Raw genomic sequence first — 13,854 nt, 5'->3', positions numbered from 1 at the left:
ACTGGATATTTATAAAACCAAGCTATGACAATCTCAACCCGACCCGGAAACCTAGAAGACATCCCTGCAATTTTTGAATTGGTCAAAGAACTGGCGCTTTATGAACGAGCGCTGGATCAAGTTTCGAACAATGTCGAAAAAATGACCCGTGACTATAATGAAAAATTGTATGACTTCTTTGTGGCCGAATCGGATTCCAGGATCATCGGCATGTCGCTGTACTATTACCGGTATTCGACCTGGAAAGGGAAAAGATTATACATGGAAGACATTATCGTGACAGAGGATATGCGCGGGAATGGCATAGGCAAGATCCTGTTCGATGCGACCGTAGCAGCTGCCAAACAAACCGGCTGCACGGGCATGTTGTGGCAGGTGCTGGATTGGAATACGTCAGCCGTTGGATTTTACCGCAAGTACGGCACCAACTTCGACAATGAGTGGATCAATTGCAGCCTGGATTTTTAATGTTATAATAAATCCGGGCGACGTTCCCTGGTTCGCTGAACGGATTGCTCATAGCGCCATTCTTCTATTTTAGCTTCATGTCCCGACATCAGGATCTCAGGAACCTTATGGCCTTCGAAATCAGCTGGCCGCGTGTATACAGGCGGTGCAAGGAGGTTATCCTGGAAGGAGTCCGTTAATGCCGAAGTCTCATCATTAAGCACACCCGGAAGCAAGCGTATAATGGCATCGGAAAGGACAGCCGCGGCAAGTTCTCCACCCGAAAGCACGTAATCTCCAATACTAACTTCTTTGGTGATGAACATATCCCGCACGCGCTGGTCCACCCCTTTGTAGTGGCCGCATAGCATGATAATGTTCCCTTTCAGAGAAAGCTGGTTCACCATAGGCTGTTGCATCAGCTCTCCATCCGGTGTGAGATAAATAATCTCGTCATAACTCCGCTCCTCCTGCAAACCACGAATGCACCGTGCAATGGGCTCGATTTGCAAGACCATCCCGGCCCCTCCGCCAAATGCATAATCATCAATCGTCCGATGCTTATTAACTGAGTAATCGCGGATATCATGCACCATCACTTCCACAAAACCACCTTGTTGGGCACGTTTCAGGATAGAATGTGCAAAAAAGCTATCCAGCAGATTCGGAACGCATGTCAAAATATCAATCCGCATCGTCTGGCGTATTTTCAGAGTCAGAATTGTCAAGATAAACTTCCAATAAACCCTCAGGCAAATTTACCATAAGTTGCTTGTTATCTTTATCAGCTCTTAACACAATGTCAGCGGCAGTTGGAATAAGCACTTCTACGCCCTGATAATCCATTGCGATCAGGTCCTGGCCATTCAGGGAATAAACTTCGCGCACGACACCAAGTGTCCCGGCAGTTTGATCTACAACCGTGAAGCCTTTGATTTCATGATAATAAAACTCCTCGTTACTCAGCTCTTCCAGCTCGTCAAGGGACAGATAAAGTGAGCTTCCGACAAGCGCCTGTGCCTTTTCTATCGTATTAATGTCCTCAAACTTCACAATGGCATTGGCCTGCTTCTGTAAGTTGAAGTTTTCAATAAAATAAGGGACAAGCTCTCCCTTGATTTCAACATAAATTGCGTCGAGATCTTCATATTCCTCGGGATAATCTACGTCAAGGAAAATGACAACATTGCCCGCCGTTCCGTGCGTGCGGACGATATAACCTAATAAATAACAATTGTCTTGTGTCACCTGCTTATTAAATATTGGTGTAAGTATAAAACAATATGAGTCTGTACGGATCACCGACAGACTCATAAAGATTGTATTTTAACGCTAATTACTCAGCTTTTTTCTCTGCCGATTCATCCGTTGCAGGAGTTTCAGTAGATGCTGGTGCCTCAGCTTCAGGAGCTTCAACTGTTGTTGCCGCAGCCTCAGGAGTTTCAACTGGTGCTTCCGCAGCAGGTGTTTCAGCTGGTGCTTCCGCAACAGGTGCTTCCACTGGTGCAGCTGCCTCAGCTTCCGGAGCCTCAGTTACTGTTTCAGTAGCTGTTGTTTCCTCTGCAACTTCGTTAGAAACTTCTTCTGTCACTGTGTCAACAGCCGCTTCCGCTTCCTCAACTTCAGGAGCTTCTTCAACAGGAGGCGCATTTTTCTTAGCGATTGCTTCCGCACGAGTCTGGCTTACTTTACGCTCAGCTTCAAGTCTGGCTTGTCTGTCAGAATCTTTCTTCTGAGACAACGTATCAGCAGCAGTTGCTTTACGGTCTGTTTTTGATCCTTTCCATTCTTCAAAACGTGAATCAGCAACTTCTTGCGTGATTGCACCTTTGATAACGCCTACTTGCAAGTGTTTTTTAAGCATTACACCTTCATGTTGCAAAATAGAACGTGCTGTATCCGTCGGTTGCGCACCTTTCAAAAGCCAATCAACTGCTTTATCTGATTCCAAAACGATGGAAGCAGGGTTTGTTCCCGGGTTATAGATACCCAATTTTTCGATGAAGCGACCATCACGTGGTGCTCTGGCATCTGCGACTACGATATCATAAATCGCCTTCTTCTTGCGTCCACGACGCGCCAACCTAATTTTAACTGCCATTATTGAATTTGTTATGATCGGGAACTCGTCCCTAAATTAAACAGGGTGCAAAGGTAAGTGAAATTACTGAATTCTCGAACAGCTTGCACAAAAAAAGGAAGGTAAACGCTTACCTTCCTTTTCAATATGTTTTAACCAAATCCTATGGGCGGAAACCAGCAGGATATGTTGAGCGGATCGTGTTATTAGGCAAGATCTTGATTTCAACGCGACGGTTAGACTGCAAGCCTTCAACTGTTGTGTTTTCAGCGATTGGGCGATACTCACCGTAATGTTCCACAATGATACGGCTAGGATCAGTAATTCCGGCACGGATCAGGAAGCGTTTCGCAGCATCAACACGACGACGTGAAAGTGATACGTTATAAGCATCAGAAGCACGAGCATCTGTGTGACCAACCAGAACGATGCGGCAGTTTGTACGCATGTTCAGAAGCTCAACTACTTTGCTCAAAGTTTCTTTTGAAGGATTGCGGATGATCGCCTTGTCAGTATCGAATTCGATATTGCTGAACAATGCCTCACACTCGTCTTTCGGCAAGTTGTTTTTGATTGCGTCTCTGATGATTTTGTCCAGATCCATTGCAACTCCACCACCTGAAACGATGCTTCCGATTGGTGTGTTTGGCTCTTTGTCGAATAGATCAGCTACACCGTCACCATCTGAATCTGTGTAAAGACGTGGATCAACTGGCTTAGGCATGTTTGCTTTTGCGATTGAATCTGCATCTTCCATTGTCGGATTGTAAGGAACAGGGATCAAAGACTGTGGATTTGCCCAACGCAAGTGGTAACGACCGCTTCCAGCATCATATTTGCCTTTTTTCGCCATTACTGCATTCTTACCAAGTTTGTAAGTCAATGCTATGGAAGCCATTCCCCATCCGTCATTTTTAGAATCGTCTTTTGCAAACGTCCAGATTCCAGTTTGAGTACGGTAATCGCTCAAACCGCCTACGGTTGCATCCAGTTTCTCAGTATTTACGTAATTGTAAGTAAAGTCTAGGCCTAGGTCAAATCTTGGGGTTAGTTCATAATGTACGGCTAGTCCGGCAGGTACAACCCATTCTCTTGTATATGTAGAACCGTTGCGTTCCCATTTACCGGCTGTTTTAGAACTAGCGTCTGTGTTTGTAGAAACTTCGTAAGTGTTTCCGAAGAATTCACTTCGTGGATTTGTGTTGGTAGCAGTCAAATCAGTGTGGTAGTAGATAATTCCAGCTCCCAAATGCGCGTCAACTTTCCATCTTCTCAATTTCTTGTAACCGAAAAGTAGTCTGTTAACATTAAGCGTTCCGTCGATTGTTACCTGAACGAAAGAAGGGCTGTTGAAGACCACATCGTAAGAATCGCCTGTGATGCGGCTCATGTGACCTTGTTTTGAGCCTTGCAGCTGGCCATTGTAACCAACGATCTGAACCCCAAAAAGCGGAGATAACTGCTTATTAATAGAAAGGCCCCAGCCTCCTGTCAATTTCTCATTATTACTCCTTTTGAAATCGTACTCTTTGATGTCACCGAAGAACTTGGTTATCCCCCCGTAACCTGTGATGGACCAGGTGTTCATCTTATTGGGCCCTTCGTACGTCCGGTTTTGGGCAAACGTATTCAAACTCAGCAGGGAAAAACAAATAAAAGCAACGTAAAGATTCTTTCTCTTCATGGGAAACACCAGTTATGTGATTCAAATATTCACTAATTAATTAACTCAATATAAGAAAAAAAATAAGCCTGTAAGCCGGATTCTGTTACTCTAGGCTGGCGAACCAGCATCAAGCTCCTACCATTTATCCAGGATTCCGGTCACCCGGAACCTCTAACGATCTACCCGTGTCAATGTCCCGAAAGACGGGGACGAGCAGCCCCACGGATTGACACCTATTTGACCTTTCAGCCCGTAAGGTTTACCGTGCCCCTTTGGTCACCCAAAGAGCGGTGGTCTCTTACTCCACCATTTCACCCTTACCTTGTCACATAAAAAACATGCCAGGGCGGTATAATTTCTGTGGCACTTGCTGTCAGCATTCCGTCTCCGGCCTGCTGCCTTCCTGTTAGGAAGTACGGTGCTCTCTGCTGCCCGGACTTTCCTCTCCGGCCGAAACCGCAGCGGTAGGTCAGCTTATTCCTTTCCTCTGACCACAAAGCTAAGAAATACTTTCTTTCGATCAGCAGTCAATATACTATTAAAAGTAAAAAATTATGATAATGACGCCGATTTTTGCCGAATTTTTGTGTCAAATTCCCTTTAATCCATTGACCTTCAAATTAACATTTCCGTTCGCAAATACAACAGCGTAAAGGTGTTCCGGTGTTAAATAAACCTTGTCAGGTGTAATATCCGTTAAGCTGCCTTTCAAAATGACACCCTCGGTTACTTTTAAATTGGACAGCGCCTTTTGAATCGTTTTTTTCGCATCGCTGATCTGCCCGCCTACCGGAAACACCATCTTTTTCTCCATCATCCTGCTAAACTGGCCTTGTAACAGCCAACCCGCCGTCTTAACAATGGAGTTTTTCGTATCCAAATCATAATCAAGGCCTTTCAATGACAATTGCTGGCTTACAGGATCATAATGCGGCACGCCTTTCAGGTAAATATCACCATTGATACTGCCTTTCAGTCCTGCCTTGATCACCAGCTTTTCATTCTGACCATACATATCAATCGAAGTGACTTCTACATTGTACTGCCCGGCCAGGAAAGAAAATTTTTCGCCCGCGAACTTCGCCGTTGCCAGTCTCGCAGCTTCCTTATAAGACACAACACTGATCAGTCCGACTTTAAAATCCTCTGAAACCTTATTGACTATCTGCAAATTCGGTAACCTCAAAACCGCAGGAATAGCAGGCTTGGTCGCCGACGTAATCGTTTGCGTGTAACCTTTAATACCGATAACCGAGCGAAGAATACCATTCCTGGCCAACAAAGGCGTCATAACAACGCCTGTCGGCACGATAGCCAGCCATGTATCAAATTCCTTCGACAGCAAAACGGGCTGCCTGGCAATGTTCCAGGCGAGTTCTGCATTCTTTTTGAGCTCAATGTTGCTGGCAACCTGTTCGTCAATTGCCTGTGTTATTTTTTCAAAATTTTTATTCAAAAGCCTGCTCGCCATGCTCTTGATCGGAATGTTAATGCCGGCAACTTTTACATTCGGGTCGCTTATCCAATCGTAGCTATCCACATATGTTTCCGATTTGATCGCCCAGTTAGGTGAAATCCCCAACTTCGAGATCAGCCGAATGCGTATGGAAAATTCAGTATCCTTATAGCCCGACATAGTGATGCCCAGAGGACTGATTTTATAACCGGCGCTTACCCATATTTTAAGAGGGACTTCAAACAAAAATGAAGAATCAATTGCAACCACCTTTATAGGACTTATTTTCCAAACCTTCGCTTTCAGATTGTCATTATCCTCATCCTCATAGCTGTTATCCTCATAAATGAGTCCTTTTATTTTCGCATTGATCTGATTTTCAATCTCGGCAATCGGGATTTCTACCGGAACATTCAGCACCGAGAGGTGCTTTTCATTCTGGATCTCATCAACGGAGTACTTATATTCTTCCATGGGCGCTTTCGGGGAGGTGCTTTTAGAACGGCATTGCCAAATGCTGAGCGCAAATGCCATGATCAACAATACATTCAGGCAATTAGTGAGCCACTTATTTAATTTTGACGAGGGTTGCACCGTATCCGAATTTTTCTTTTTGAGCGTCTTTAAAATAATTAACATGCTGATTTTTGCCGAGTCTCCTGTGTAATTCGGTCCTTAAAACCCCGCTTCCGGCGCCATGAATGAATGTGATTTCTTCCATTCCGTTTGCAATCGCTGATTCAAGATTGCTTTCGAACGCGGCCAGCTGCGTTTTAAGGATAGAGTCATTCGAAAGAGAGCCTACATGCTTGGTCAGCTTTTCAATATGCAGATCCACAACCTGCTCAGGCTTTTCCAGCACGGGCGTTTCCACCTTACCTCCTCCCATCAGGCTCGTTTTCAAATCGTTGGAAAGATTTTCAGGACTTGCATGTATTTCAGTTTTCAAATTTTCCTCATCGATCTGGTATACAAACGCATCCTTTCCTAACACAGGCGCCTTGCCTTTATTTTTGTAAAATGATTGCGCCCTGCATTTAATCCTTTTGGTTAAAGCCTGCGGCAAAGCATGGTTACCTTCCCTGTAATAGAGTATTTTAAACTCGAACACGGGCCAGATTTCGAAGTCCTTCATAATCAGCTCCGACAATTTTTGCGCAGTCCGCGGCTGCAAAACACCACCCGCTAACCCTGTACTAACCTGCTCATTAACAGCAACAGCCGTAAAAGGCAACACCCAATCGGAGTTATTGATCAGATGCATCGTCACCGCCCTGTCATTTACGGCAACGAAAGCCAGGAAAATTCCTTTTTCCGCAAACGGCGCATTTCTGGGCACAATAACATCACTCTGCGATTTGATCTTTTTTGAATCTGGTTCTTTGACAAGTCGCTGGCTTTCAATGGGTGAAATAGTCACGATCTCGTTGCGCAGCACAGGAATCCGGAAGCCATCCTCAATTTCTATTTCCACAATGTTTCCGGGCAAAAAAGCGTAAATCACACCTTCTTCCCGTCCATGCACAAGCCTTACTTTATCTCCAATATTCATACTTAATCTGATTGAACTCAATGACGGCCCGTAAGGCCATATCCTTTAGCAACAATTGCTAAAAGTAAAACGGTTTAAAATCAATGCCTTTTTTGCTGAATTGCAATGCGGGCGCCGGGATTTTGATCGAATTAGCAAAAAAACCGATCGTGCGCACAAACTTACTTTTTGTTTTAATTTTTGTAAGATCAATGTCGAGGGACAAATAATATTGCCGGTAAGGGCGATAACCCCGCTCGATACTCTTCTCTTTTTCAGCCGAAACCATATCATGGATTCCATAACCAATTGAAAGACAAAGCCAGGCAGGCCAGCCGCTATTTTTGAAGAATGTTCCAGGGCTTCCCGAAAACCAGTAAGTCTGACCATTATAGTCTTTCAGCCAGCTTTCAGAACGGGTGCTTCCCAGCAATTCCGGACGGACGCGCGCCAGGGAAGTATAATGAAAAGAAAATTTCGGCTGAATGCGCACTTCATCCCAAAGTGCGATTTGGCCTAAATAAATAACTGACCCTGCAATGTTACCGACCATGTCACCGGGAGAGAAGCCGTAATCAGGCGAGAAGCCATCCAGAATTTCAATCGGCGTTTGGAAAATAATACCTGAGATGGCGCCGTAGACCAACATTTGACGTTTTGAAATTCCTGTTTTCCTATACAACTCTGCGGTGTGCCGCGCAATCTGATATGATGTGTAAACGTGCCCCATTTTGTCCATTTGGAGCCACTCGCCCGTGTCGTCCTTAAATGTGAACTTGGTCAATGGGTTTTTATACCAGGATTTGCTCAGGCCGTAAATCGTTCCGAGATACAGTGCCGACTGCGCTGCAAAAATGCCACGTAACATCCGGTAATTTGGTCTCACATCCGCCGGAACCGAATCTTTCGCAACGATTTTTAATGTATCAATCCGCGAAGAATCGGTTTGCCAATTCCCTTTTTGTAACGAATCCGTTTGGGCAGATACTGAAGGAGAGAGGCAGATAGCCAGGATTAGCAGCAAGAAACATGATAAAAAACGCCTGTTAATATCCGCCATGGTATTTTCTTAGGCCCCATTCTGCGCCGAGAAGCAGGACCAGTAGGAAGAACAACCACTTCATATAAATGATCTCGACCATTTCTTCGCTGCTGTCGAGCCGGTCAGAAGGGCGGTTTTCTTTGAGTTTTGAAATAAAATCACTGAAAGTTGCGGGCGTAGTGAAAGTTCCGCCCGAGCGGTTGGCAAGTTCGCGCAACATCCCGAAATCAGCCGTCGTATTGTTCAATTCAAGATCCGCATTGCTGATCACAAACTGCCCGGCCACTTTCTCCTGCCCGGAACGCAGCGATGTTGAAGCCGAAAATCGGTAAACACCGTCTGACAGCCCGCTTACATTGAAACGCGGATTTTCTTTGGAATGTGTGTAGGTAAATTGCCTGGTGACGCCTTTTTCATTTGTGATATCCAGCTTCACTTCCTGTCCGTAAATCTGCTCGTAGATATCGTTGTATATCTCAGTTTGAAAAGTGACCTGCTCGCCAGCTTCAAATTCGTTGCGAACAGGGTAAACGCGAAATTTCCGCTTATCCTCTCTTACCGAAAGCACCTGGATCAGTTTCTGAAACAAGTTATCCACGACTTCCTGCTTATTCGTCTGCGCAAACTCTTCCTGCCGCCATTGCCATATCCCCTCTCCTGCCAGAACCGCTGTTTTTTGCCCACCATTTGTATTCAAAACCAACAGCGGCTTGCTGGTGTTTAATGTTCCTACTTTTTGAAATAAAATGGTTTCTGTGCCTGAGGAGATATTGTAATCACCGAAAGGAACGGATAATGGCGGAAGGCGCTCTAATAATTTGAGTTGTTCAGGATCAAAATTCAATTGCTGAAAAGCCGGATTAAAGCGTGCCGTAACCTTATCGATCTGATTATTGGACGTATTGATGATCAAAGAACGGTTCAATGAATTGGCGAGCGGCACCGCGGACTGGTTGCCCAGAATAAAGAAAAGCGGCGTTTTGGATTCTATGAAATTACGGACCTGCGCATTACCAAGCCCGAGCACATTAGGAATCTGATGTAAAATGATCAAATCATACGGCTTGGCAGTTGCAACGGGTGTATTTGAAATGGACAAAATCTTCACGTCCAGCTCATAATTATCATTGGCTTCTACCAGGCTGCGAATGCTCTTAATGTCAGGATGCGGCGCCAAAGCCATCAGCAGAATTTTTTGCCGGCCGTCTATAATGTCTATATAAATATCTTTTTTGTTGTTCCTCGGTGAAGTTTCACCGGCTATTCCGCCCAATTCCAATGTGTAATGCTGCACACCTTTCTGGGTTGACGACGCCTTGAAATCAAATGCTTTGAAGAATGAAGGACGGTCCACCATAACCTGCTGGCTAGCAACCGTGCGTCCGTTCTGCTTCAATGTGATCGTTGTGGATTTTCCGGCCAGGCCATTCGCAGCGATTTCGGCACGGATCGGAAATTCATTTCCAAGATAGGCGATCCGGTTGCTGACCACATCTTTAATCCGGATATCCAGATCGGGAACCGTGTCACCAACCGCCAATGTGTTCACTTTAAATGGATAACGGTTATAAGCAGGAGAAATCCCCTGATTAACAACCCCATCGGAAAGCAAAATAACATCCGTCAGGTTCCTTCCTTCAAAGTTGGTTTTCACCGTTTGCAGCATTTCAGACAAGTCTGTCTTCCTGGCATCAAAACGGATCGAATCCGGAACTGGTGAACGCGAATCTTTTTCCAATGTTTGCACACTCACCTCAAAACCAGACGATTCCAGATCAGCGACAGCGCCCGAAATCTGCTTCATCAATGCGGTTCCTGGTCCTTTGACAGACTCAGAATTGTCGATCGCAAAAACGATTTTAGCTTTATCAACAGAAGTTTCCGTCTTGCGAACCAGAGGCCCTAACAGCAGAAAGCAGATCATTCCAACCGCCAGTCCTCTTAATGATGCGAGCACATAATTCCATTTTTTACCCCAGGGCGCCGTCGGTTGGTAAAGCAGGAATGCATAAGCAGCGCCTGCCACCAGACAGAAGACAATAAACCAGTAAGGGGTTTGGAAAATGAGTTCGGACCGCATGTGTTAAATGTAACGAAAAAACATGCTATGTCAACATACCGCCGTCCACTTGTAAAACCTGGCCGGTAATGTAGCGCGAAAGGTCAGAAGCAAGAAAAACGCAGGCATCGGCGACCTCTTCGGGCTGTCCTCCTCTTTTCATCGGAATCGACTGCTTCCATTCTTCCACTGCTTTTGAATCCACAGCATCCGTCATTTCCGTTTCAATAAATCCGGGAGCGACAGCATTCGAGCGAATATTGCGTGAGCCTAGTTCCAGTGCGATGGATTTGGTAAAACCAATGATCCCAGCCTTGGAAGCAGCATAATTGGACTGCCCCGCATTACCACTGATCCCCACCACCGAAGTAATGTTGATGATTGAGCCCGTTCTGGCGCGCATCATGCTTTTGGTTGCTGCCTTCGTAAGATTAAAAACCGATTTCAGGTTAATCGTAATCACAGAATCCCATTGTTCCTCACTCATGCGCATTAGCAATCCGTCACGTGTAACGCCCGCATTGTTGATCAGCACGTCCAGTTTTCCAAAGTCAGCAAGGACATCGGTAACGAGCTGGTCCGCTGCCTGGAAATCCGACGCGTCCGATCGATAACCCTTCGCCCTTACACCGAACTGCTCCAGTTCTTTGGCCAGCGCCTCACCCTTTTCAACACTTGATAAGTAGGTAAATGCAACATCAGCCCCTTCCTGAGCCAGGCGTAAAGCAATGGAACGACCAATACCACGTGATGCTCCGGTTACCAACGCGACTTTATTTTCTACTAATTTCATAAATGGGAATAATTCTGTCAAAATGATTTTGGTCGACAAAAATAGGGTTTTAACAGGCACTGCCAAAAAAGAAACTACAGAAACCTTCTGACTTGTGACGCTGTTAACCCACTACATTTAGTTTTTGTTTATTTAAATTGAAAGTAATGGCAGAATCAATCAAGACAGCGCTGATAACAGGCGGCTCAAAGGGAATAGGTTACGGCATTGCAGAAGTGCTCATTAAAGAAGGCATCCGGGTAGCGGTCACCAGCCGTTCAAAAGAAAGCGCTGATAAAGCGGCCGCTTCATTGAACAAGATAAATGACGGATTCGCAATCGGCATCGAGTCCGATGTAAGAAGTTTGGAATCCCAGCAAAAAGCGGTGGAAACCGTTATATCACAATGGGGACAGCTTAATTATCTCATAGCCAATGCCGGCGTAGGACATTTCGCCCCTTTAAAAGACCTTACTGCCGATCAATGGCAGGAAACTATCGACATTAACCTTACCGGCGTATTTTTCAGTGCAAAAGCATCACTGGCAGCGCTGACAGAGACAAAAGGTTATTTTATCAACATTGCCAGCCTGGCCGGCACTAACTTCTTCGCAGGCGGAAGCGCATATAATGCCAGCAAGTTCGGACTGGTAGGCTTCTCGCAAGCCATGATGATGGACGTGAGAGATGCAGGTGTCAAAGTAACGACGATCATGCCAGGCTCCGTTGCAACCGAATTTGGAGACCATAAACCGTCCGAAAAAGATGCATGGAAAATCCAGCCGGAAGATATAGGACAAATCGTCTCCGATCTGATCAAAATGCCAGCCAGGACATTGCCTAGCAAAGTGGAAGTAAGACCTTCTATGCCACCTAAGTAGCAATCTGATTATGGAGAATAATGCCCGCCCGGAAGCTCACAGCTTTTCGGGCGTTTTTTATATAAAGTAGGCCTGAATTCACATTCAGCAAATTACATATCAGCATTCGCCAGTTTTGCAAAATAATGTTACTTTCATTGCCGGATGAAGCCATAGGAATGTATATTTGAAAAAATTTTAAAAATACATCCTGATGACCCCTTCTCGCCGTTCATTTTTACGCCTTTCTGCACTGGCCCTGCCGTTTACGAGTGTTCAGAAACTATTTGCAAAAAGTGCAGTAAGAAAACCGATCGTGATTTCTACATGGGACAGCGGACAGATTTCCAACGCGGCAGCTTGGCCTGTGCTGGAAAAAGGGGGACGAGCGTTGGACGCAGTGGAACAAGCTGCCATCGCCATGGAAAATGAGGTCAATTGCTGCGTCGGACTCGGCGGTAATCCGGACCGAGACGGGTTTGTAACGCTGGATGCCAGCATTATGGATGAAAAAGCAAATTGCGGCTCAGTAGCATTCCTGGAAAGGATCAAACATCCGATTTCGGTAGCCCGGAAGCTCATGGAAACCACACCACACGTATTCCTAGCGGGCGTAGGCGCTCAGCAGTTTGCCGTAGCGAATGGTTTTAAGCTGGAATCGCCAGCGCTTTCTCCCGATGCAGACAAAACCTATAAAGAGTGGTTGAAAAAAGCCGAATACAAGCCCGTTATCAACATTGAACACCAGCAGTCGAAAGGCCAGAAAGGCCACGGCCCATTTGCCCCTCCCCGCCTCGAAGACGGCTCTTTTAACCATGATACAATGGGCACATTAGCCCTGGATAACAACGGCGACCTGTCGGGCATGTGCACAACCAGCGGAATGGGTTTCAAGATGCGCGGAAGGGTTGGCGACTCCCCAATTATCGGCGCCGGACTTTTTGTCGACAATGAAATAGGCGCTGCCACATCGTCCGGGCAGGGCGAAGAGGTGATCCGCGTATGTGGAACACACCTCGTTGTAGAGTTCATGCGCTCCGGCCTTTCACCGGAAGAAGCCTGCAAAAAAGCCATCGAACGCATCGTAAAGCCCAATCCCGAGCGTGCAAAAACTTTCCAGGTTGGCTTTCTGGCCATCAACAAGCAAGGTGAAGTAGGCGCTTATTCCGTACAAAAAGGTTTCAACTATACAGTTACAGAAAAAGGCGGAAAAGGAGTGGTTATCAATGCTAAGAGTTATTTTTCATGAGCTGCCTGGAATCAGTTAGAGCTTGGGCGGGAAGGATTTGTACATATCACCACGACTAAGGATACGTAACAAAGTGATATCGGGATGAATACATTCAATCCCGATCCGCCAATCCCCTATCCTGATCCGAAAGTAGTTTTCGCCCCTTTTCTGTCCCTCAATTCGCTTGTAATCTAAACCTGAGCTTTCAAGATTATGTGCTGATTCCAATACTGCGATAATATCAAAAACCTTCCTTTGAATGTCCTTTGGTGTATTTTTTAAATCTTTTGAAAACCTTTTAACGTATTGAACTACCATCCCATTTCCTTCTTCAGATCCGCAACAGGATGGCGTGGCTCGTCGGCTTCGGACCTCATGAGTTCAAGGAAAAAGTAATCTTCAAGTTTTTTATTTTGTATAATGGTCAAAATCTGCTTCATCTCGTTCTCCGTCCAGTTTCCGCGCTGCTTCTTGACACTAAAGGTAGGCGCAGGAATACCGATCTGTTCCGCCAGAAACGCATTTTTATAGCCTGATTTATTGATCAATGCGCCCATATTCTTTTTAAGCTCCATATAAGATTCGACTATACTTAACATTTAAAAAATTCAAGATGAACGTTGATACTATTTCAAATATATAAATTTAAATTAAGATTTATGTTATGTTCTTGTATCATGTGACGAGCCTTGGTTATGAAACGCAATTTT

The 13,854-nt window shown here is 45.3% G+C and carries 14 protein-coding genes and 1 other RNA gene; 3 read left to right on the top strand and 12 right to left on the bottom strand.

Translation table 11 applies throughout. The features are described 5' to 3' along the window. Positions 1-24: 24 nt before the first annotated feature. Complete coding sequence (locus L0660_RS10700; RefSeq protein ID WP_233797007.1) at positions 25-468, top strand: GNAT family N-acetyltransferase; 444 nt, start codon at positions 25-27, stop codon at positions 466-468. Positions 469-470: 2 nt separating this feature from the next. On the opposite strand, the gene trmD is transcribed toward L0660_RS10700, so the two are convergent. The 10 genes from trmD to fabG all read right to left on the bottom strand — a co-directional run bounded on the left by trmD (position 471) and on the right by fabG (position 11,074). Then, entirely contained in the window at positions 471-1,142 is a 672-nt protein-coding gene (trmD, locus tag L0660_RS10695) for a tRNA (guanosine(37)-N1)-methyltransferase TrmD (RefSeq protein WP_235159461.1), read from the bottom strand. Continuing rightward, positions 1,132-1,695 carry a ribosome maturation factor RimM gene (rimM, locus tag L0660_RS10690; protein WP_235159460.1) on the bottom strand — a complete coding sequence of 188 codons (564 nt, stop codon included), beginning with the start codon at positions 1,693-1,695 and terminating at the stop codon, positions 1,132-1,134. Before rimM ends, trmD begins: the two co-directional genes overlap by 11 nt. An 88-nt stretch (positions 1,696-1,783) precedes the next feature. After that, positions 1,784-2,548, bottom strand: coding sequence for a 30S ribosomal protein S16 (locus L0660_RS10685; RefSeq protein WP_235159459.1), 765 nt, complete (start codon positions 2,546-2,548; stop codon positions 1,784-1,786). A 142-nt stretch (positions 2,549-2,690) separates the two neighbouring features. After that, on the bottom strand, positions 2,691-4,211 hold the full coding sequence (locus L0660_RS10680) for an OmpA family protein (RefSeq protein ID WP_235159458.1): 1,521 nt from the start codon (positions 4,209-4,211) through the stop codon (positions 2,691-2,693). 55 nt (positions 4,212-4,266) lie between these two features. Then, an RNA gene (gene rnpB, locus L0660_RS10675) (RNase P RNA component class A) lies at positions 4,267-4,674 on the bottom strand. A 108-nt stretch (positions 4,675-4,782) separates the two neighbouring features. After that, a complete protein-coding gene (locus L0660_RS10670) occupies positions 4,783-6,123 on the bottom strand; it encodes a DUF4403 family protein (protein WP_235159457.1) in 1,341 nt (446 codons plus the stop codon). A 94-nt stretch (positions 6,124-6,217) separates the two neighbouring features. Then, positions 6,218-7,201: a Smr/MutS family protein gene (locus L0660_RS10665; protein WP_235159456.1), complete on the bottom strand. Its 984-nt coding sequence runs from the start codon at positions 7,199-7,201 to the stop codon at positions 6,218-6,220. Positions 7,202-7,259: 58 nt separating this feature from the next. Further along, positions 7,260-8,204: a DUF2279 domain-containing protein gene (locus L0660_RS10660; protein ID WP_235159455.1), complete on the bottom strand. Its 945-nt coding sequence runs from the start codon at positions 8,202-8,204 to the stop codon at positions 7,260-7,262. A 22-nt stretch (positions 8,205-8,226) separates the two neighbouring features. Continuing rightward, positions 8,227-10,302 (bottom strand): VWA domain-containing protein, encoded by a 2,076-nt coding sequence (locus tag L0660_RS10655; protein ID WP_235159454.1) that lies wholly within the window; start codon positions 10,300-10,302, stop codon positions 8,227-8,229. A gap of 25 nt (positions 10,303-10,327) precedes the next feature. Beyond that, entirely contained in the window at positions 10,328-11,074 is a 747-nt protein-coding gene (gene fabG / locus L0660_RS10650) for a 3-oxoacyl-[acyl-carrier-protein] reductase (protein ID WP_026631714.1), read from the bottom strand. Positions 11,075-11,220: 146 nt separating this feature from the next. On the opposite strand from fabG, the gene L0660_RS10645 reads away from it, so the two are divergent. Continuing rightward, entirely contained in the window at positions 11,221-11,934 is a 714-nt protein-coding gene (locus L0660_RS10645; protein WP_235159453.1) for an SDR family oxidoreductase, read from the top strand. Positions 11,935-12,127: 193 nt separating this feature from the next. Beyond that, the gene (locus tag L0660_RS10640; protein WP_235159452.1) at positions 12,128-13,162 is read left to right on the top strand and encodes an isoaspartyl peptidase/L-asparaginase family protein; all 1,035 of its coding nucleotides are present in this window, start codon (positions 12,128-12,130) and stop codon (positions 13,160-13,162) included. A 15-nt stretch (positions 13,163-13,177) separates the two neighbouring features. On the opposite strand, the gene L0660_RS26315 is transcribed toward L0660_RS10640, so the two are convergent. Both L0660_RS26315 and L0660_RS10635 read right to left on the bottom strand, forming a co-directional pair. Next, positions 13,178-13,462, bottom strand: a complete 285-nt coding sequence (locus tag L0660_RS26315) for a type II toxin-antitoxin system RelE/ParE family toxin (RefSeq protein WP_374759221.1) — start codon at positions 13,460-13,462, stop codon at positions 13,178-13,180. Beyond that, the gene (locus L0660_RS10635; RefSeq protein WP_235159451.1) at positions 13,456-13,743 is read right to left on the bottom strand and encodes a hypothetical protein; all 288 of its coding nucleotides are present in this window, start codon (positions 13,741-13,743) and stop codon (positions 13,456-13,458) included. The genes L0660_RS26315 and L0660_RS10635 overlap by 7 nt, the downstream gene beginning before the upstream one ends. Positions 13,744-13,854: the final 111 nt, after the last annotated feature.

Origin of the sequence: Dyadobacter sp. CY351 (genome assembly GCF_021502625.1) — a bacterium.
GTDB classification, from domain to species: Bacteria; Bacteroidota; Bacteroidia; order Cytophagales; family Spirosomataceae; genus Dyadobacter; species Dyadobacter chenhuakuii.
The sequence above is the reverse complement of the archived record's forward strand: the minus strand, read 5'-3'. Positions and strand labels throughout refer to the sequence as shown.

Coding starts and splice junctions, on each gene's coding strand:
- L0660_RS10700 (WP_233797007.1), top strand. CDS start 25: ATGACAATCTCAACCCGACCCGGAAACCTAGAAGACATCCCTGCAATT.
- trmD (WP_235159461.1), bottom strand. CDS start 1,142: ATGCGGATTGATATTTTGACATGCGTTCCGAATCTGCTGGATAGCTTT.
- L0660_RS10685 (WP_235159459.1), bottom strand. CDS start 2,548: ATGGCAGTTAAAATTAGGTTGGCGCGTCGTGGACGCAAGAAGAAGGCG.
- L0660_RS10680 (WP_235159458.1), bottom strand. CDS start 4,211: ATGAAGAGAAAGAATCTTTACGTTGCTTTTATTTGTTTTTCCCTGCTG.
- L0660_RS10670 (WP_235159457.1), bottom strand. CDS start 6,123: ATGGAAGAATATAAGTACTCCGTTGATGAGATCCAGAATGAAAAGCAC.
- L0660_RS10665 (WP_235159456.1), bottom strand. CDS start 7,201: ATGAATATTGGAGATAAAGTAAGGCTTGTGCATGGACGGGAAGAAGGT.
- L0660_RS10655 (WP_235159454.1), bottom strand. CDS start 10,302: ATGCGGTCCGAACTCATTTTCCAAACCCCTTACTGGTTTATTGTCTTC.
- fabG (WP_026631714.1), bottom strand. CDS start 11,074: ATGAAATTAGTAGAAAATAAAGTCGCGTTGGTAACCGGAGCATCACGT.
- L0660_RS10645 (WP_235159453.1), top strand. CDS start 11,221: ATGGCAGAATCAATCAAGACAGCGCTGATAACAGGCGGCTCAAAGGGA.
- L0660_RS10640 (WP_235159452.1), top strand. CDS start 12,128: ATGACCCCTTCTCGCCGTTCATTTTTACGCCTTTCTGCACTGGCCCTG.
- L0660_RS26315 (WP_374759221.1), bottom strand. CDS start 13,462: ATGGTAGTTCAATACGTTAAAAGGTTTTCAAAAGATTTAAAAAATACA.
- L0660_RS10635 (WP_235159451.1), bottom strand. CDS start 13,743: ATGTTAAGTATAGTCGAATCTTATATGGAGCTTAAAAAGAATATGGGC.